The organism is Flaviramulus basaltis (assembly GCF_900114265.1).
In the GTDB taxonomy this organism is placed as follows: Bacteria; Bacteroidota; Bacteroidia; order Flavobacteriales; family Flavobacteriaceae; genus Flaviramulus; species Flaviramulus basaltis.
Genome location: NZ_FPKV01000003.1, coordinates 89,971 through 108,622, shown reverse-complemented (window position 1 = coordinate 108,622; position 18,652 = coordinate 89,971). Strand labels below are relative to the sequence as shown.

The 18,652-nt window shown below is 31.9% G+C and carries 19 protein-coding genes; 12 read left to right on the top strand and 7 right to left on the bottom strand.

The window, feature by feature from the left end; all coding sequences use genetic code 11:
• The first annotated feature begins 2 nt into the window (after positions 1 to 2).
• From BT151_RS12850 to BT151_RS12825, 6 genes are all read left to right on the top strand, one after another.
• Positions 3 to 434, top strand: coding sequence for a prepilin-type N-terminal cleavage/methylation domain-containing protein (locus BT151_RS12850; RefSeq protein ID WP_072402753.1), 432 nt, complete (start codon positions 3 to 5; stop codon positions 432 to 434).
• 191 nt (positions 435 to 625) lie between these two features.
• Positions 626 to 919: a hypothetical protein gene (locus BT151_RS18415; RefSeq protein WP_084647959.1), complete on the top strand. Its 294-nt coding sequence runs from the start codon at positions 626 to 628 to the stop codon at positions 917 to 919.
• A 3-nt stretch (positions 920 to 922) separates the two neighbouring features.
• Positions 923 to 2,332 (top strand): GspE/PulE family protein, encoded by a 1,410-nt coding sequence (locus BT151_RS12840; protein WP_072402751.1) that lies wholly within the window; start codon positions 923 to 925, stop codon positions 2,330 to 2,332.
• Between the two features lie 64 nt (positions 2,333 to 2,396).
• Positions 2,397 to 4,586 (top strand): type II secretion system protein GspD, encoded by a 2,190-nt coding sequence (locus BT151_RS12835; RefSeq protein WP_072402750.1) that lies wholly within the window; start codon positions 2,397 to 2,399, stop codon positions 4,584 to 4,586.
• Complete coding sequence (locus BT151_RS12830) at positions 4,586 to 5,800, top strand: hypothetical protein (RefSeq protein ID WP_072402749.1); 1,215 nt, start codon at positions 4,586 to 4,588, stop codon at positions 5,798 to 5,800. The genes BT151_RS12835 and BT151_RS12830 overlap by 1 nt, the downstream gene beginning before the upstream one ends.
• Complete coding sequence (locus tag BT151_RS12825; protein ID WP_072402748.1) at positions 5,784 to 6,296, top strand: hypothetical protein; 513 nt, start codon at positions 5,784 to 5,786, stop codon at positions 6,294 to 6,296. Before BT151_RS12830 ends, BT151_RS12825 begins: the two co-directional genes overlap by 17 nt.
• A 134-nt stretch (positions 6,297 to 6,430) precedes the next feature.
• On the opposite strand, the gene BT151_RS12820 is transcribed toward BT151_RS12825, so the two are convergent.
• From BT151_RS12820 to BT151_RS12810, 3 genes are all read right to left on the bottom strand, one after another.
• The gene (locus BT151_RS12820; protein ID WP_143144308.1) at positions 6,431 to 6,964 is read right to left on the bottom strand and encodes a BfmA/BtgA family mobilization protein; all 534 of its coding nucleotides are present in this window, start codon (positions 6,962 to 6,964) and stop codon (positions 6,431 to 6,433) included.
• Positions 6,965 to 7,749: 785 nt separating this feature from the next.
• Positions 7,750 to 7,905 (bottom strand): hypothetical protein, encoded by a 156-nt coding sequence (locus tag BT151_RS18625; protein ID WP_171946637.1) that lies wholly within the window; start codon positions 7,903 to 7,905, stop codon positions 7,750 to 7,752.
• A 456-nt stretch (positions 7,906 to 8,361) separates the two neighbouring features.
• Positions 8,362 to 9,204, bottom strand: coding sequence for a hypothetical protein (locus tag BT151_RS12810; protein ID WP_072402745.1), 843 nt, complete (start codon positions 9,202 to 9,204; stop codon positions 8,362 to 8,364).
• A 70-nt stretch (positions 9,205 to 9,274) separates the two neighbouring features.
• Here BT151_RS12810 and BT151_RS12805 point away from each other — a divergent pair, with 70 nt between their 5' ends.
• Both BT151_RS12805 and BT151_RS12800 read left to right on the top strand, forming a co-directional pair.
• On the top strand, positions 9,275 to 9,496 hold the full coding sequence (locus BT151_RS12805) for a hypothetical protein (RefSeq protein WP_072402744.1): 222 nt from the start codon (positions 9,275 to 9,277) through the stop codon (positions 9,494 to 9,496).
• A gap of 122 nt (positions 9,497 to 9,618) precedes the next feature.
• The gene (locus BT151_RS12800; RefSeq protein WP_072402743.1) at positions 9,619 to 13,854 is read left to right on the top strand and encodes an NACHT domain-containing protein; all 4,236 of its coding nucleotides are present in this window, start codon (positions 9,619 to 9,621) and stop codon (positions 13,852 to 13,854) included.
• A gap of 102 nt (positions 13,855 to 13,956) precedes the next feature.
• Here BT151_RS12800 and BT151_RS12795 read toward each other — a convergent pair whose 3' ends face one another.
• Entirely contained in the window at positions 13,957 to 14,361 is a 405-nt protein-coding gene (locus BT151_RS12795) for a hypothetical protein (protein ID WP_072402742.1), read from the bottom strand.
• 321 nt (positions 14,362 to 14,682) lie between these two features.
• Complete coding sequence (locus BT151_RS18490) at positions 14,683 to 15,597, bottom strand: hypothetical protein (protein WP_143144307.1); 915 nt, start codon at positions 15,595 to 15,597, stop codon at positions 14,683 to 14,685.
• Between the two features lie 121 nt (positions 15,598 to 15,718).
• On the opposite strand from BT151_RS18490, the gene BT151_RS12780 reads away from it, so the two are divergent.
• Positions 15,719 to 15,934, top strand: coding sequence for a helix-turn-helix domain-containing protein (locus BT151_RS12780; protein WP_072402739.1), 216 nt, complete (start codon positions 15,719 to 15,721; stop codon positions 15,932 to 15,934).
• Positions 15,935 to 16,072: 138 nt separating this feature from the next.
• Here the strand turns inward: BT151_RS12780 and BT151_RS12775 are convergent, their stop codons facing one another.
• Complete coding sequence (locus BT151_RS12775) at positions 16,073 to 16,828, bottom strand: hypothetical protein (protein ID WP_072402738.1); 756 nt, start codon at positions 16,826 to 16,828, stop codon at positions 16,073 to 16,075.
• Entirely contained in the window at positions 16,828 to 17,430 is a 603-nt protein-coding gene (locus tag BT151_RS12770; RefSeq protein ID WP_072402737.1) for an RNA polymerase sigma factor, read from the bottom strand. Before BT151_RS12770 ends, BT151_RS12775 begins: the two co-directional genes overlap by 1 nt.
• Before the next feature lie 125 nt (positions 17,431 to 17,555).
• On the opposite strand from BT151_RS12770, the gene BT151_RS18620 reads away from it, so the two are divergent.
• Genes BT151_RS18620 through BT151_RS12755 form a run of 3 tightly spaced genes read left to right on the top strand, consistent with a single transcriptional unit; the run spans position 17,556 to position 18,649 of the window.
• The gene (locus BT151_RS18620; RefSeq protein ID WP_171946636.1) at positions 17,556 to 17,729 is read left to right on the top strand and encodes a hypothetical protein; all 174 of its coding nucleotides are present in this window, start codon (positions 17,556 to 17,558) and stop codon (positions 17,727 to 17,729) included.
• A 16-nt stretch (positions 17,730 to 17,745) separates the two neighbouring features.
• Complete coding sequence (locus BT151_RS12760; protein ID WP_072402735.1) at positions 17,746 to 18,171, top strand: lecithin retinol acyltransferase family protein; 426 nt, start codon at positions 17,746 to 17,748, stop codon at positions 18,169 to 18,171.
• Positions 18,158 to 18,649: a Pycsar system effector family protein gene (locus tag BT151_RS12755; protein WP_072402734.1), complete on the top strand. Its 492-nt coding sequence runs from the start codon at positions 18,158 to 18,160 to the stop codon at positions 18,647 to 18,649. The genes BT151_RS12760 and BT151_RS12755 overlap by 14 nt, the downstream gene beginning before the upstream one ends.
• Positions 18,650 to 18,652 lie beyond the last annotated feature (3 nt).

Here is an 18,652-nt window from a genome sequence, read left to right as displayed (position 1 = left end):
CTATGACAGCAAAATTATTTCAAAATATACACATCAAATCAAATAAGGTAGCAGCTTATAATTTACAGGAAGTTTTGATTGTACTGGTTATCATAGGTATTCTATTGTTATTGGCATTGCCCAATTTAATGCCCTTAATAAGTAAAGCCAAAAGCATTGAAGCACAGACCCAGTTAAAGTATATCTATAATTCACAGACAAGTTATCGCTACATGTATTCAAAATTCTCCAACGACCTGAACGAGATTGATTTCTCACCTCCAAAGACCGTCAAAGAAGATGGTACCAGTAACTATGTTTATGAGATCGTTAATGCCAATAACAATAGTTTTAAGGTAAGGGCAACCGCCATTACCGATTTTGATGGGGACGGCATTTTTAATGTTTGGGAGATCGATGAAAATGGTAATCCAAAACAAATTGTAAAAGATTGATGTTTATAATCTTTATAAAAATACTGCTGATTGTAGTTTTGGTATGCATTGCATTCCAGGACATCAAAGAGCGTCAGGTCTATTGGTTTTTATTCCCCATAGTTGGTATATGCCTTGGCATCTTATATTTTCTGAATACCCTTCCTGAATTGTTTTATGTCTCAGTTTTGTTCAATTTAGCCTTTGTTTCAATGTTACTTGGTGCTGTTTATCTATATGCCAAACTTAAGCTTAAAACAGATTTTAGAAACATCATTGGACTGGGAGATATCCTTATGTTCTTTTTTTTAATATTTGCATGCGCCTCCATTTCCTTTATGGTGCTCTTACCAAGTGCGCTCATTTTTTCATTGGTGTTGCATCTCATGCTATCTGAATCTAAAAAAAACACCTCAGTGCCTTTGGCGGGTTATATGGGTTTGTTTTTTAGCATCACTTTTTTAGGATTTTGGTCTGGAATGATTGATACCATATATCAATTTTAGACTATGGTAAAAACAGATTTCAATATTGAAACCTCCTTAGTGCAACTTATTAGCAGTGAACAAGCCTATCATTATAAAATTGTACCCTTTGAAGCCCAAAATGGGCATATCATCTTCAGGGCAGCAAGCCCTTCAAATATATTAAAACAAGAATTGCAAGTGGTTCTGGGGAAGCAAATTCAATTGTTACCGGAAACATTTGAAAACATCAATCAGTACCTAACGACCAATTTCAGGCAACAATCAACGGTAGTTAAAGAAGATTTACATTACAGTAATGATTTTCTTGAAAAACTCTTGCTAAAAGCAAAACAAATTGGCAGTAGCGATATTCATTTTGAGCCTTATGAGCACAAATGCAGGGTGCGCTACCGATTGGATGGCAAGCTAAAAGAACAATTTCTGATCAACCTATCGGAATACCCGGTTATTGTGAATAAACTAAAGATTAAGGCAGGACTCGATATTTCTGAAAAACGCTTGCCCCAGGATGGGCGTATTACCATGAAAACCAATACGGACGAGTTTGATATTCGGGTGTCCAGTTTACCAACCCTTCATGGTGAAAAAATAGTGCTTCGTATCTTAAGCAAGGATGCAGGGCATATTCAATTGGAAGATTTAGGCTTTACGGAAAAAGAACTCAAAACCTACAAGGAAACCGTTAAAAAGCCCAACGGGATTGTTTTTATTTCTGGTCCAACAGGTTCTGGAAAAACCACCACACTCTATGCTACTTTAAAACTGTTGAATGACGACAAAACCAATATATTAACGATTGAAGACCCCATTGAATATACATTGGAAGGTGTCAATCAGGTTCAGCTTAAAGAAAATATTGGGCTTGATTTCGCAAGTACCTTACGTACGTTTTTGCGCCAAGACCCTGATGTGATCATGGTAGGTGAAATCCGTGATGTCAAAACCGCTAATATGGCGATTCGTGCTGCTCTAACGGGGCATTTAGTATTATCAACCATACACACCAATTCTGCATGGGCAACCATTTCCAGGCTTATCGACATGGGAATACCAGCCTTTTTAATTGCCAGCACCTTAAACGTTAGTGTGGCGCAACGCCTTGTTAGGAAACTTTGTGATACTTGCAAACAGGAGGCATCCGTTAGTAAAGACGTTTTTCCAGAGCATTTTAATATTCCAAAAGATTTAAAAACGCATTTTATAGCTATGGGTTGTAATGCCTGTTACCATACTGGCTATCAAGGACGAAAGGCTATTTACGAGATTATCCCAATAACCAAAGAATTGGTAAACCATATTAAGCAAAACGATTTGGATATTGATGTTTATTTAAAGGAACACAACATTGCAACCTTAAAAACAAATGCCATTGATTTAATTAAGCAAGGGATAAGCTCGGTGGAAGAAGTGTATGCTTTGTTAAGCCAATAAATCAAAAAAGAATTGAATAACTATTGAAAAAAATTGCTAAAAATAGCATTGAGCAAAACCATATATGAAAAAACTGCTTTTTATAGTATTTATATTAACAATACATTTTGGATTTTCCCAGAACAACGATGCCCGTATTGAAACCATTAAAAATCAGTTAGAGGTTTTGGCAGTGGATAATGCTGGGTTGTCCGAACAAGTTAAAACAGAGATTAGCGTTAGCAATATTTCGTTGTCCAACTTTTTGTTGGCAGTGTCCAATATCCACAAGGTCAATTTAAACCTTTCTCCCGAACTTAATCAAATTACCATAGTCAATAACTTCTCTAATGTAACGGTTGCCGACCTTTTGGTGTTTTTATGCAAGGAATACCAACTGACCATCGATTTTACGGGCAATATCCTTTCCATAAAAAAATATACACCTCCCATTGAACAACCTGAAGAGCGCATTATTCCCGTAGTTTACAATCCTGATAACAATACCATTTCCATAGATGCCAAAGGAGACAAACTGTATGAGGTCTTTAAACGCATTATGGATGAATCTGGTAAAAACCTGGTGTTTACACCTGGTCTTGAAACCAAACTAATCACATCCTATATTAAGGATATGGTATTTGATGTGGCTATGGACAACCTTGCTCTATCGAATCAATTTTATGTTGAAAAAACGAAAGATAATTTTTTTGTTTTCGAGGATGCTTCCATTTCAAATGATGGCACCAATAATACAGCCTCAACAAGAAAGCGTTCCGATACCTCATATAAAGTTTTGGATGCCTATTCCCAACTCTTGGAAGTGGATTTTAATAACACACCCATAGCGGGTATCATAAATGATATTGGCAATGAACTTCAACTCGATATCTTTACCGCTGCACCATTGGACCAAGCGGGAACGGTTACTTTTAAAACCAAGGCCATCACCTTTGATGAGCTGCTCGTCAAAATGTTTGAATCGCAAACAGAATCCAGTTCAATCGTTTCTCAACCCAATAACGTAAACAGAAATAACCCAAATCAAGAAAACAACAATAGTCCCCAATCAAAAAATTTCACCTTTAAAAAAGAAGGTAGTACTTATTTTTTTGGAACTGAAAACCAACTGAGCGTGCGTTCTGTAGAGATCATCCATTTACAGCATCGTTCTGTGGAGTTATTGGCAGACCCAGCGGGCGGTGGCAATCGAAATAGAACTGTGGGAAGAACCTATGGAAGTTCCAATAGCTATAATGGTTATGGTTCCAATAATTTTAACAGGAATTATACCAACCAATTTGATAGCAATGGACTCAACAACACCTCAAATAGAACGTCCGTTAATACTGGTACAAGAAATAGTTTTAGTGAGTCAGGTACTAAAGCAGAAGCTTTGTTGAGTGTCCTTCCCGATGAGATTACCCAAGATCTGAATATCAAAATTGACTATGAGCTCAACAGTTTTTATGTAACGGGTTCAGGAGCCAACATCGAACGTTTTAAAAGTTTTGTAAAAAAAATAGATAAACCCGTTCCAGTCATTTTGATTGAAGTGATGTTGATTGAAGTGAGCAGAAATGCCACTGTTGAGGCTGGTGTAGGTTGGGGTATTGGAGATGCGCCTGTTGAAACCAAAGGGGGATTGTACCCAACTACGGATTTAACCTTAGGTGCCAAAACCATCAATCGGGTTCTCAATGGGTTTGATGGCTTTGGCCATGTCAATATTGGTAAAGTCGTGCCCAATTTTTTTGCGACCATAAAAGCTATGGAAACCAATGGCAATATTAAAATACGCTCCACGCCCAAGCTATCTACCTTGAACGGTCATAGGGCCACCTTTTCCAACGGGCAAACCTCCTATTATGCGGTGACCCAGCGTAATATTTATGGTACCGATAATCCACAAACCTCGGAAATCACCAATTATGAGCCCATTGATGCTGAATTGGGGCTTACCATAAAACCTATGGTCTCCGGTGACGGACAAGTGACCCTAGACATTTTTGTGGTACAATCCAGCTTTGGATTACGGGTAGCTGAAGATGCGCCACCAGATTTAAGTTCTAGGGAATTTACCTCCATTATAAGGGTAAGGGATCAGGATATAGTCGTATTGGGTGGCTTGGAAGAGCAAGAAAAAAATGATTCGGGTTCCGGGGTGCCTTTTTTAGCAAGGGTACCGGTCATTAAATGGCTGTTCAGTAAACGAAAGCGCACCGATTCCAAAGCGAAACTAACGGTACTTATTAAACCAACGGTCATCTATTAATGCTGGAGGCACTTAAAACATACCTACTTTACGGCAATCGCTTTTGTGGTGTTGAATTAACCAGTAAAAATGGTGAAGAGATACATTATGGAATCTTATTAAAAAAGACCAAAAAAGCATTGGACATTGAATGCGGTTTCAATGATACTTCGATTGAAACCCTCGCTACAAAGCTTCCAAAGAACCAAGCAGTCTTTCTGGTTGTGAACAATGATCAAATTCTGACTAAACAAATTGAAAGTGAGCAATCAAACCCTGAGAACCTTGTTTATGGTGCGTTTTCAAATATCAATTTGGATGACTTTTATTATGAGATCATATCACAAGGTAAAACGCATCTTATTTCCATTTGTAGAAAAACATATTTGGATGCGCTTATTTCTGATTATAAAACAAAGGGGATACCTATTATTAATATGTCATTGGGGAATTTAGTGGCCTCAGGTATCTCAAAATTTACAGCTTATGAATCACTTTTTACTTCAAATGCTAGGGTCTCTTTTGAAAACAATAAAATTGCTGCCATTGAAAAAACAGAGATAAAAGCATGTGAATCTTACGATATTAATGGCTTGCAAGTCAATAATAATCAAGTGCTATCCTTTGCTGGAGCATTGGATTTTGTTTTACATCATTTTGAATCCATTTCTAATTTAAACAATATAAAACATGATCTAAAAGGTGATTATAGCCAGTCCAGATATTCTGGTCAATTTTTAAAAATGGGATTGGTCTTTATTCTGGGCATATTACTCATCAACTTCTTTGTGTTTAACCATTATTTCAATGAAGTCAACACCTTGCAACAAACCTCACAAGTGAATAAAACCACCAAAGAAAAACTTTTGAAGCTTGATGGGGCTGTCAACAAATCCCAGAAAATGGTGGATGATATGCTCAAAAGCAGTGCTTCCAAAAGCTCCTTTTATATAAATGACATTGTTCAGGGTTTGCCAAATTCTATTTTATTGTCTGAGTTGAATTATCAACCGTTAACAAAAAGCATTAAAAAGGATAAACCTATTGAACTCAATCAAAATACTATGATGATATCTGGTGAATCCAATAACAGTGACTCTTTTTCAAAATGGATTGCCGATTTAGAGGCTATGCAGTGGATAGATAATATTGAGATTGTAAGTTATGAGGATCTTTCTAAATCCAGCTCAAAATTCAGCCTAAAACTTAATATGATCCATGACCAACAAGACTAAGAACATATTATTTGGGATCGGTTTTATCTTAGTGCTGGTATTGTGCTATCAATTGGCGATTTCAAAGACCTTAGTGCTTAAAAATGAGTACAATGCATTAAGTCAACAAGAGGCCTTATTTGAAAACACGCCCAAACAAATTTCACTCTTAAAGCAAAAACAAAAGTATTATGACTCCCTGTTGAACAAATATCAAATAAAGGGAAGCTCATTGCAAAACGGCCTTTTAAAAACCATCAATGCTTTTGCCGATAGTTCCAACATTAAGGTGGTTGGTTTTTTAGAGCCTCATATCATTGAACAAAATGATTTAAAAGTGAATACCTTTCAATTTACTTTGGAAGGCGATTATAATGCTATCTTAAAGCTTATCCATAAACTGGAGCAGGATACCAAGTTTGGGGAAATCACAAACCTGCATTTTGAAAGGAAAAAAAACTTTAGAACTGGGAAGCATTTTTTGCAAGCCAGTGTTCTATTAAAGAGTTTTGGTTGATTATGATTTACGAAAATAATGAGGTAGAATGGTATTGTTCAACTTCATTGCATTTATAAAACACCATAAAAAATGATGTCTATTTTATGCCTAGTCAAAAATTTACTGTTCCATGATAACCATATTGCAACTTATCAAATAAAAATTGACATTACAGCTTCCATTTTTTCCCTTGGAATATCCAGTCGATAGTAACTTTTTCCAAATGTGCTTTTAACATAGGATGCCTTTCTTAACATATGGCTAAATTCATTCTTTATTTTATATAGCTCTTTATTGTTCTTATCAAGTTCCCTCATGTAATAATCCAAAAGCTTTTCGGTCTCGGTTTTTGAAGCTTCTATTTCCTTTTGGGTGCGTTCAATATAAACAGGCTCTTCATCCCCAACTTCTTTAAATAGGGATTCCAACATTTCACGGGTAGGGATCAATTGTGTTTTCTCTATATTCCTTAAAATGGACACTACAGCATCCATTCTTTTATTCATTGAAACGGTGCAGGATAAAATAGGGTTGCGCATGGTATCATAGGGTGAAAGCCCTGTGTCTTCAAAGAAGGCAACCATAAAATCCAATGTTTCGGAATAACTGGGACTGGTCCTCTTCGAATATCCCTTGAACCTTTTAATGACCTTTTTCTTTAATCGAATTGTGGTAAAATCATCCATATCTTATTGAATTGTTACAATGATTGTGCGGTTTTACTGGGTTCATTTTTGTTTTTACTACAAACCATAAAAACCATAGCTCTTAAAAACAAGCTTATTCGACTGAATATCAGTTGAATATAAAAACAGTAACGTCGCTTTGCGCGTTACCCTCTTGCTTCTCCATTTCGTCAAGCTTTGGCTTGACAAAATCCTCGACAACTGATTTTCATCAGTTGCTTTTTTTTTGGATCACTGGTCATATAAATGTATGTGTTTAATGAGTAAAATTGAAACACGGGATGTTTTCAATTGATGGGTTTTGGTCTTAAAATTTAGGATTGAGATACATTTTATAAAATCCAGCGTCAGGTTTTTTTAAAATTAATTTAAAAAAAGCATGGTGGATTGTTGAATTGGAAACAACTCGATATTTTGAGAGTTGTTCTATTTCAACAATAAAATGAAAAAATCTTGTAAAAAGAGAAAACTCAAATGCCATTGCAACAAACATTACAAATTATGCAGATAAACTCAAAACATTAAAAGTCATTTTCTCGAAAAGATAATTTTAAATATTAAACTTTTATTTCAATCAATCAAATGGCATCTATATACAATTTACTACAACTTTCGAAAATGAAATTTACTACAGCTTGAAACTGCACTGAATCGAAGGTTAAAAAACTTGTTGATTTATTCTTATGGCTTATGAAATGGGCTATTGTATCGCTCGTAATAATATCCATTATATATGTAATATTGATGTCTTTGGAATATGGTAGAATTTCTTGGCTTTAGAAAAGTTAAAAGAACAACCATTCTACAAGCTTATAAATCCCATATATAGAACCACCAATACAAGCCATAGCAAGACCAGATAAAGCGGTTTGCCTATAACTATTTATATAATTATCGTTGTAATCGTTGAATAGTTTGTCTTTTTTTGGAAATAAGGGCATGGTTTGAATTTAATGAATAATTTTGTGCAATTAAGTATACAAATACTCTGATTACGTTATGTTTTTTTATTGCTACGAAATTTTCTACATTAGTGATTATAAACCAACCATTTATAATGGACTTAAAAAGCCAGCACTAAGCTTACGAAGCTTCTAAAAGAGTACACAATTAATTAGTATTTTGGGTTATAAGAAGTTAACCAATGCACGTTAAATTTAGGTTAAATAAAGTATAAATGTGTAACATTTATAGGTTTTACTCGTATATATAGTATAAACATTTTGGTTATTATAGAAAATATGTATATTCATAGCTAATTATAATTTAGAATCATTCCAGATAATTCAACAGGTTTTTTACATATATTTGTTTATCAACAACGATTAATAGCCAAATCTAAATTAATAAAATATGAAAGCTGAAAATTTAAATGGTGGTACCGCCTCAACGTAATACTAACTAGCCTTCTTTTTAGAAGGCTTTTTAGATTTCTTGTCTTTCTTTTTAATCTTAGGCGAATCCCAAGTCCATTTTACTCTAAATTTATCTCCTTTTTGCATATGAAGTAACTTAATCTTCATAACTACTCTATTATATTTTTGCATTATTAAGGGGTCTATGTCTAAAGGAGTAAGAACCTCTTTCCCTTTACTGTTCTCACTAACAGCAAAAAGACAAACATCTCTAGGAGGGTTGGTTTTAGAAAAAGACATTTTTAAATCATAAACTTTAGTATAATGTTTGCAAACAGTATCCCATGATTCTGTTTTTTTAGGGAAAGTATTACGTAATATTACAACAAACCCAAATTGCAATTGTCTTTTATTATGACCTATATTTTTATTTTCATCTTTTTTCCCATAAGATATTGTTACTATATTGTTTTTGTGGTTTAGACTATTATAACAATTATAAGTATGAATAACATTATCAACCTTCCCATCAACAGCAATGCTACTAGTATAAACTTTCTTTCTTCTAATCCTTTTGAATAAACATTCTTCATTATACATTACTTCTTCTCCTAGAACATCAATAAATTCTAAATGCCCTCTCCTATATTCTATAACAATATTTAGCAAAAATTTAATTCTAGATTTAATTCTATCAATAAATTGTATTACTCTACTGAAATTGATTATTAAGTAAAGAATAAACACACCAAGAATAATATGCCATTTACTAATAAAATCAAAAGAATCATCAGTCTCAGATAAAATCGCAAAAACAATTGCGGTTATTGTAGCAAATATATTTAAGGAAATTAATAATGATTGAGAATTTTTATTCTTACCCATTTCTATCTAATTGTTAATTAAGGTATTAAATATATACTATATTTGTATTCACATTAGATTATTATGATTAATGACAGAAAAAACAGATAAAAAGCAAAAAAAGCCCCTACAAAAGAAAGAAAAGGCTTCAAAGATAAACACGTCATTGGACGATTTATTAGAGGTATCGATACCCGAACCCAAAAAGAAAGGGAAGTCGATATACTTTGCTCTTTGGTTTTATAAGACCTATCGGGCAAAATGCCTGTTTCTTGCGACTGCCGAACTGGTGGCGGTCAATGGAATAGCTTAGGTGCTTATCTTCATAAAAAAACGCCTTTCAGCGTTTCTAAATTTCATTTTCGAAAGTTGTAGTAAATTGTATATAGATGTCAATCCAATTACTTTTACATATTTTAGATAAAAAAGATACTAATGGCTAAAAAGGGGAGTGATTTTGAGATATTAGCAATTGATTTTCTTGATAAAATTTTCACAGAACTGAATTATTCGGTTGTTCGTAAAAGAATACAAATTTCTGGGACTCAAGATGGGTTTGATAATTTGGTTGAAATTGTTGATGGCAAGTATAGAAGTTACAATATATATTGTGAATGCAAAGATTATACAACTGAACTTAACTATACTAATGCTTTCATAAAAATACCTCAGCTTTACACAACTCACAATGATATTGACTTGATGCTTTTTATTTCTCCCAAAAGAGACTTCTCTAATATTTTTGAAGAAACCAGAAACAAACCCTTTTTAGAGATTTTAAGTAATAAAGATTTTAAAATCACTTTTTTAAGTCCAGAAACATTGGTTAATGAATATTTTTCTCTTTATCCAGATATTTACAAAAAAACGTATTCGGTCAACGCCCCGGAGTTATCGAAAGATGACAGAGCAATGTTACTTGGGAAATTTGACAGGTTTATTTTTTCAAGCAAAAACCTCAATAAAATTATTGTTGATGAAAGAGATAGGAAAAAATTCATAGGAAAAATTAAAAAGCCTGATTTTTATATAGAAAGAACCATAAGAGATTCACAAAATAGAAAATATTTTTATGAAGAAAAAACAAATATTGATACTCTTGAAAAGGCTATCGAACAAACCAATTTAGGCATTGTTTTATTAGGAAACCCTGGTTATGGAAAATCTTATGAATTATCAAGGTTTGCAATAGATTTATGGCAAAACAGAGATCAGACAAATCTAATTCCAGTTTTTTATGTACTAAAAAACTTTTCTTCAGACTCAAGCATAGAATCTTTACTGCCTAGCAATTACAAATTCATTCATAATATAGTTCTAATATTGGACGGAGTAGATGAAATAGAAAATATTATAGATTTCAGTAACAAACTTCGCAACTTCATCGCACAAAATTCTGAGTATATTGATAATTCTAAAATGAAATTTTTAATTAGTTGTCGAACTAATGTTTATAAAAAGTTCATTAAGAACATAAGTAATTTTGATATTAATTTCTTAAACGAAATTAATTTACCAAGTGCATTATCTTTTCTTAGAAAAAAGTTTGATTTAAAAATCACTGAGCATAAAGACTTCGATATACAACAACATAGAGAACTTTTAGAAAACCCTTTTTATTTGGAACTTATTGGTTCAAACTTTCAAAAAGAGAAAGTCCTGTTAACAAACAAAGCAGTATTAATTGATAAATATGTTGATTCAAGATTAGAAGATGACAGAAAAAATAAGTATCAGAACGATATAAATTTTGATACAGATAAAACTATTAGTTATACACAAAGGGCGGCATTTGCTTTAGAAGCAATGCAGAAACCGTTTCTAACTTCATTAGAAATAAAAAAAGTTATAAAACTTGACGTTAAAGAGTTTTCGAAGAACCCTTTCATAGAAGAAAATTTGGACGGTAGCTGGTCATTTGTTAAAAAAAATATTCAAGAATATTTCGTTGCTAGGCTCCTTCAAGATTTATCATTTAATGAAATAATTAGTTTTATTACAATAGACAAAAACACTAATAAGGTACATCCTACTTGGTACAATGTTTTAACATTTATGCTAAATCTTGAACTAGATAAAACAAAACACGATGCTTTAGTAGATTGTCTATTAAATAATGATTTTGAAATCCTTTTCAACGCAGATTCTAATCGTATCAGCAAAGATATAAGAACGAAAGTCCTTCAAGATTTTTTTATAAAAAAATGTGTTAACGAAACCCTTTGGATAAATGATGCAAAAAGGATAGCTTCATTCAGCCAAACAGACTCGAACATAAATTATTTAATTAGGAAATTAAAGGACACCAAAATCCATAGAAGAGCAAGAGTATCAGCAGTAACGCTTATTTCTCATATGGAAATAGGGAACGATTTTCATGATGAACTAAAAAAATTAATACTAGATATTCTTAAAGAAGAAAAATCAAATAGTGAAGAAGATGTTTATCTGAAACAAGAAGTTATTTCACTCTCAAAAAGTCTAAATCTAAATAATGATATTGATTTTTTTAATCAAATAATTAGACTAATGAGTGATAATGATGCTAAAGAAATTGTAAGTGCTATTGTAACCTCAGTACCGACGAAATCGGTTGAAACTAACATTCATTATTTTTTAGACATACTTGATAAAGCTATTGGTAATAAGCAATGGAAAACAAAATCAAAATACAATTCAATCTACTCAAGAAAAGAAAGCTTATTTGACCTTTTTAAAAGAATTGAAACTCCAGAAATATTACTAATTATATATTCGTTTTGTATCCAACGATATAAATTCCCAATAAATGAAAGGTTGATTAAAGATTTTTCCAAGCATATTGAATTAATATTTAAAGGTAAAACTGAACACTACGAAACTTTGACAGGTATAATATCTGATGCTGTTATCAATAATAAGATTAGATACTACGAAGATGATTCAATATTGGGCATAATTAATTCTTGCAAAATAGGACATCAAATTTTTAAGATAGTATTAAATAAAATTCAAGGAAATTCCTTCAGCAAACATTTTTTATCATTTTTAGTTAAGGAATCAAATTTTCATGAAATAATAGATATGTATAATAGAAATATACTAAATGATGATTTTATTAGGGAATTTAGAAATGTTTTAAGCCATAGAAGTATGGATTTAAGCATTAGATTTGAACAAATGGTTGAAAGTAAAACTACTTATCGTTTTAAAGAAAAAATAACGATTGAAGAAGCGTTAGAAAACAAAAAATTTTGGAAGTCACATAATCAGAAAAATTTTGATGTGTTATTTGATATAGATGAAATTACAAATCAAATAGTGAAACTCTACAATTATTATAATGTTGAAAACCTAAACTTTAAAAAAATCAATGAAATTGATGACGATTACTGGGGGAATCTTGAACTACAAAAACTCGTATATTCTAATGTAAAAAGTTTATTCTATGAATTTTTCAGAGATTACTATCCTGAAAATAAAAACCTCAACATTAATGTTGTTCATGATGCCATAATTTCAATGCAAAATAATATTGTTCACCATATAGTCAGCAAAATTCCGACGGAAAACGGTGATGTTAATATATCTGAATCTCAAGTAGCTTTTTTAGAAGCATGGTGCATGAGTAAGACTAATGAAGCTAATATTTATTTTAAAAACCACCTCTTTGTTAAACAATCTTGGAATCCCCAAAAATACATTCTATGTGAAGATATTTATAAAATACAACAGCATTATAATTTTAATTTGGATGATGAACTTTTATTGAACATGCTTTGGTTTAATCATAAGGCGAATGGAATTAATATTGACTATATGAATACCCATATTAGGATTGAAAAGATTAATCAAAGAATATTAGATAATTTAAAAAAAGGTATTCCCAATAAATTAAGTTTTCTTAACCATATACGATATTGCATAGAAAATAACGTTCAATTTGAACACCTGAATATCGATGTTAAAGGGAAAATTTATACTCTGATAGAAAAGGATACTTATTACGCAAATAACTTAATAGAATTGTGTTTTTCTGAAGATATAAATACACTTATAGAGTTTTTAAATTACGACGGAAAAACAGACAACTATGCTATTTTTCTAAATAATATTATGGATTTATTAATCAAAAAAGGAGAGGGAAAAATTGCAGACGCATTTATCATCAAAAATTACTCAAATTTAATAAAAGAGAACATTTATACTGAAATTGATTTAATTAAAAAACTCATCACATTAAACAATCCAACCGTTTTTAACAGACTACTCATTCTATATAATAATCAATTAAAAAAATCAATAAGTGAAGTTTATGAATTTAGAGATAGTGAATCTTCAAAATATACAAACAATACAGCTCTGAAAGATTTGTTTAAAATTATTGAATTGTGCTTAATACACCCAAATATCAAAAATGTTAGTGGGCGATTTGACGACCCATTGAGATTTTCTTGTGAGACCATAGTAAATATTTGTAAAACGAACACTATTAATACGACAATTGACGCAATAAGTATTATTGAAAGCTTGGAGCAAATCATAATTAAAAGTAAGAATGTGGACCTATTCTATTTTTATAAGTTAAAGAATGATTTACAAGAAATCTACCTTGCACATAAGTCTAAACCATACCAATTCAATGAAGTTTTAAAAGTTTTAGATAATTACAAATACTTATTTATAGTATAGATTATTAATCTTATATTATGACATTGAAAGGACAAATAATTTAAACTATAAAGAAAAAACCTACTCTTTCGAATAGGTTTTAACGGTTCTTTGAAAATCTGGTTACAGTTCAAACTGTATAATCTCGTTTTCAATTTCTGATTTACGAATCTCCAAAGTGGATTGTAAATGTGTGGTCACCAACTTAATCAAATTGGTATTGGTCGTCTTGAACTCCAGATTATGGGAATCACGAATGAAAAACGATGCCGAATCCCCTTGGTTGTAGTTGAACTTGGTCAGTTCGTTCAAGGTCTCGTTCAGGCGTTCCCTTTGTGTGGCCAATCCCCGTAGCTTTTCAAACTTTTGGATGCGCTCTGCCAAATTGATCGTTTGCTTGCTGACAATCTCCTGTTTGACCTGTTGGGCCTTTCCGATCGCTTCTTCCGCCAATTGCTTTTTCACCTCGTTCTTAACGGTTGCTGTTTCTTTCTTTGCACTTCCGTTCGCTCTTGTTTTTGTTTCCATGATTACATGATTTTAAGTTAAACAATATTTGAGCGCACACTAAACGGAAGCCAAAATTTTGTCCCAAATTTTCAAGTGAAAAATTGGGGGAAACCTCTGGGGGTTCCGATTTTTTATGCAGATAAATTTGCAGGCAAATATTTTGCGACGTTTACATTTCGGGAATATTGTATGGATATATCAGTGTTCCACTTTTTTAAAGTGTGGAATGGGAATGTGGTACATGGACTTTACAAAAAATTGGAACCGGAATTCTTTATCCAGCGAACTTGTGCCCAAAATGCTTTTGTTTTGCGTTTTGGGCACATGTTCAAGATGTTCTTAATGAAGCGCTTTTTCCGAAATGGGGTTTTTAGACATTTTGGGGAATGGGCTGGAATGTATTTCCATGAGGTGTTCCAAGTGTGTTTCTCCTATCGCCTTGGCTTCATCATAAAATCGTTCGCATCGGTTATAGGCCTTATCAGTGTCCTTATACGTGAACTCGTTACTTGATTTGAAGCGCATGATATGGTGCGCATTGCAAAGCATATAGTAGATACGGTGCAGGCCATAGGTCTCTTTTGGGAATATGGTCTGTGGCAATGTCGTAAAGTGGCTGCACAGGTGCAACATATAGGGCAATGAATAGTGTTGTGGCTTGAATTCCCAGAACAGGTACAGAAGCCCCAAACATATTTGTTCCAAGGCATGGTGCATGGTGGACAACATCGCCAAGGAATCCTCTTTGGGCTCAATGTTGCCAATGATGGAAAGCAGGTACCCTGCCCTGTCCATTCGGTTCGTCCAGGTCTCTAGGATAAGGTCATAGACATTTTGGTGGTAAAGCGAACCATAGAGGCTGAACCTTGATAGGGTGTCATCTTCTTTGTGGATGCAAGGGGTTTTGAAAATGGCCTGTGTCAAAAAATTATCTCCAAAATCCAACCGTTTTTTCACATTGGACATGGTATAAAAGATTATATAGACCCTACAGCGTTGTTGCATTTTTCCATAGAGGTCGTCCATGAGGTCCCCCAATCCCTTGGAATGGGTTTTATGTGCTATGATGAGTAAGGTATAGGTAACGAATTCTTTGGTGGACTTATCGGATGGCAATATGTTGGTCTCCTGTGCCCTCTTTTCCCTATAACAGCTGATGACATATACTGAATGTAAAGCTAGTTCCTTTTTTAGTATAGATAATAATTCGTTTTGGGAGTTACTTTGTGTCAAAGGTTTAGTATCATGTCTCATAGCCTATTCTTTATGTTAATAATGATTTTGTCGTATTATTATATGACAAATATAACAAAAAATTCAATATGTCATATTTTTGTATGACAATAATGTCGTGTAATAATATGACATTTGCTATATGACGAAAGACCAATTGAGTAAAAAAGTTGGAAAAAGAATTGTTGAAATTAGATCTAAAAAAGGTTTAAGTCAATCTGATTTAGCCCGTGCGTGTGGTAAAGACCGTCAAGCTATTGAAAAAATTGAGAATGGAAAGGTCAACTCTACTACTTATTCTTTATTAATTATAGCCAATTCATTAGAGGTTGATTTATATGAGCTTTTTAAATTTTAGAGGTTTAGAACAAATTATCTTTTGTAAGTAACATTCAAGAAATAAACCATTAAAATATACACATTCATTTCACCTTTTGTTATAGGCAAAATTTTAAGAGGCCAAGGTAACCTTCGAGATTCTTATTTTAAATAATATTTATGAAACTGGAATTAATCTATTTTCAATCATCCAATTATGAGCACTAACTATATTAGCTCTAGTAAACTTCTTTTTTTTCTCTACAGACCAATCAAAAACTTTTTCAATTAGAATTTCAGTAGAAAACTCTTCATTTTTTTTAATAAATTCATCAAGGCATGAATATATTGTAGCAACTAGCTCGACTTTTTTAGTTGGTGGTTTTCCAAAAGTTTTGATTAACCATTCTATTCCTTTATTGTCATTGCAATAGTACTTGTTATAATACGTTTTATATGACATGATTTTTTCATCTGGAATATATTTATAAGTATTAAACTTTCTTCCAGAATTTACTTTTACATCAAACCATTTTAGTCTTATAAATTCTTTGTCAATTGAATGCATAAATCTAGCGTCAAATGGTCCTGCTGCTTGTTTTACATATCTAACTGCTAATTCCATATTAGATACTTGTTCACACAAGTACATAAGTTTCATAAACTTTACATGTCCAAAGGTTCTCTCATTGTGTAACTTATATACTATTTCAGCACCTAATACTACCCTTTTAAAAAACAATGCTTTACTCAATTGCATTTCTTTTTTCTTAAAAGAGGCTTGAATTTGATTAAGTCCTTTCTTAATGAATTTATCTATATCAACTCCATTCTCTTCTAAATAATCTCTAGCAATATCCTCGTTAAAACTAACGGATTCAGCAAAGTCTTTTTCAAATTGATTAATATTATTAAGCTTTCTATCTTTGTGCATTACTTGCTTTTAAGTAGTATTTTCATTTCATTATCTAAAAGACGTTTTAACCTTCTATACCTATTATCAAATTCTCTTAATGGAATATCTAAATCGCTACAAATTTCAGCTCTTTTTGAATCTTTATAATAAAGTAAATCAAAAATTTCTTTTAACTCAGAATCATTTTTAAGTTTCTGCTCCATCTTTTGAACGAAAACCTTCTCATCAATATTATTTTCTATGTATTTATCTTCTTTGTATAAATGTTCTAATGAGTATTTTGAATTAGTTTCATTTTTATCATTCGTGTTTTCTAAAATAACTCTTTTTCTAATACCTGCTGAATTTTCAAAATTAGAAATTAGTTGTCGCAAGATATTATATTTTAAATAATTGATTAAATCAGGGTTTCTACTTGGATTAAATTTATCCTTATTCTCAAGATATTTTGTAATTGTCTCAATTGCAAAATCGTAAGCAAGCTGGTCTCTCCTATTAGTAAATTTCTTGTTTCCTAGTAAACTATACGCAAAAGCTATAAGGACAGGAATCACTCTCTCCCACTCTACTTTATCATAGTTGCTTTTAATCTCTAGTTTACCAGAATGTATTACTCTCATTAATTAATGCTGATTAAAAAATAAAAATTACCATTCTCATGGTAATTAATTGCATTTGCTTAGCATATATAAATGTAAGCAATGAGTTACAAGGTAATAATAATATAAATTTTAAAAGCAAAGTTATGGCAAAAAATAAACCGGTTGGAGACAACGCAAGAAAAGGAGCAGTAAAACAACGCTCACAAGTGCTAAATACTAAAACAAACCTTTATGTAAAACGAGATACAGAAACTGGAAAATTTATGGACGTAAAAACATCTGGAGGTAAATTTAAAGGAGTTAGAAAAGAAAAATAATTTTAAATAAAAAAGTATGATTAAAAAATTACAATTGAATTCTCAATTATATCCAGCAGATGTAATTGTAGCAAAAAAAAGAAATGGATTAGGTAGAATACTTAATCATTATGTTGTTTATGTAGGAAACGAAACATTTATAGGAAACCTTCAAGATGGTGTTAAAGTTTTATCTGAATTAGAATTATCTGATTTACTAGTAGACTATGAGCCTATAAGAATAAAACCATTTGAAGGTACAGATTTTCAAAGAAACCAAGCGATAAATAGAGCATATCATAGATTAGGTCAAAAATACAGTTTGCTAAATTTTAATTGTGAGCATTATGCTAATTGGGTACAAAAAGGCAAAGAGAATAGTGTTCAAGTAACTATTTTATTCTTGATTATAATGTTCGGAATCACATCTAAATTAATCAAAGTGAATAATGGAAAAAGATAGATTAATCTATACAATAAGTCGATTTGACCACTATTTTGAAAGTGTAAATAATAAGACTGCTGTTTATATAGCTATAAATACATTTGTTTTAAGTGGTGTTTTAGCTAGTTACGTAAATATAGATAAGTACATTAAGGAGTATACAGATATATTCAATTTAATTTTGTGTGCAATACTAGGTTTGGGTCTTATTACTTTAATAATACTCGTTCTTGCGAGTATTCCTTATTTTTCCAAGAAGCCAAATTCTCTTTTTTATTTTGGCACAATTGGTACGCTATCTAAAGAAGACTTCATTGAGCAATCGAAAAAATATGATTCCAAAGATGAACTTAAAGATTTAAGAAGTCAAGTACATATTTTATCCAAAGGACTCAATAAAAAGTTTGAACGCTTAAAACTTTCGGGACGACTGTTAGTTTTTCAATTTATTGGACTAGTCCCATTAATAATAATTTTTTTAATAAATAAATTTTAAACC

What these genes read in the sequence shown, in the direction of transcription:
- BT151_RS12850 (WP_072402753.1), top strand. Translation starts at nt 3, where the DNA reads ATGACAGCAAAATTATTTCAAAATATACACATCAAATCAAATAAGGTA.
- BT151_RS12780 (WP_072402739.1), top strand. Translation starts at nt 15,719, where the DNA reads ATGACGAAAGACCAATTGAGTAAAAAAGTTGGAAAAAGAATTGTTGAA.
- BT151_RS12775 (WP_072402738.1), bottom strand. Translation starts at nt 16,828, where the DNA reads ATGCACAAAGATAGAAAGCTTAATAATATTAATCAATTTGAAAAAGAC.
- BT151_RS18625 (WP_171946637.1), bottom strand. Translation starts at nt 7,905, where the DNA reads ATGCCCTTATTTCCAAAAAAAGACAAACTATTCAACGATTACAACGAT.
- BT151_RS12800 (WP_072402743.1), top strand. Translation starts at nt 9,619, where the DNA reads ATGGCTAAAAAGGGGAGTGATTTTGAGATATTAGCAATTGATTTTCTT.
- BT151_RS18415 (WP_084647959.1), top strand. Translation starts at nt 626, where the DNA reads ATGTTACTTGGTGCTGTTTATCTATATGCCAAACTTAAGCTTAAAACA.
- BT151_RS12835 (WP_072402750.1), top strand. Translation starts at nt 2,397, where the DNA reads ATGAAAAAACTGCTTTTTATAGTATTTATATTAACAATACATTTTGGA.
- BT151_RS12825 (WP_072402748.1), top strand. Translation starts at nt 5,784, where the DNA reads ATGACCAACAAGACTAAGAACATATTATTTGGGATCGGTTTTATCTTA.
- BT151_RS18620 (WP_171946636.1), top strand. Translation starts at nt 17,556, where the DNA reads ATGGCAAAAAATAAACCGGTTGGAGACAACGCAAGAAAAGGAGCAGTA.
- BT151_RS12770 (WP_072402737.1), bottom strand. Translation starts at nt 17,430, where the DNA reads ATGAGAGTAATACATTCTGGTAAACTAGAGATTAAAAGCAACTATGAT.
- BT151_RS12840 (WP_072402751.1), top strand. Translation starts at nt 923, where the DNA reads ATGGTAAAAACAGATTTCAATATTGAAACCTCCTTAGTGCAACTTATT.
- BT151_RS12755 (WP_072402734.1), top strand. Translation starts at nt 18,158, where the DNA reads ATGGAAAAAGATAGATTAATCTATACAATAAGTCGATTTGACCACTAT.
- BT151_RS12830 (WP_072402749.1), top strand. Translation starts at nt 4,586, where the DNA reads ATGCTGGAGGCACTTAAAACATACCTACTTTACGGCAATCGCTTTTGT.
- BT151_RS12795 (WP_072402742.1), bottom strand. Translation starts at nt 14,361, where the DNA reads ATGGAAACAAAAACAAGAGCGAACGGAAGTGCAAAGAAAGAAACAGCA.
- BT151_RS12820 (WP_143144308.1), bottom strand. Translation starts at nt 6,964, where the DNA reads ATGGATGATTTTACCACAATTCGATTAAAGAAAAAGGTCATTAAAAGG.
- BT151_RS12805 (WP_072402744.1), top strand. Translation starts at nt 9,275, where the DNA reads ATGACAGAAAAAACAGATAAAAAGCAAAAAAAGCCCCTACAAAAGAAA.
- BT151_RS12810 (WP_072402745.1), bottom strand. Translation starts at nt 9,204, where the DNA reads ATGGGTAAGAATAAAAATTCTCAATCATTATTAATTTCCTTAAATATA.
- BT151_RS18490 (WP_143144307.1), bottom strand. Translation starts at nt 15,597, where the DNA reads ATGAGACATGATACTAAACCTTTGACACAAAGTAACTCCCAAAACGAA.
- BT151_RS12760 (WP_072402735.1), top strand. Translation starts at nt 17,746, where the DNA reads ATGATTAAAAAATTACAATTGAATTCTCAATTATATCCAGCAGATGTA.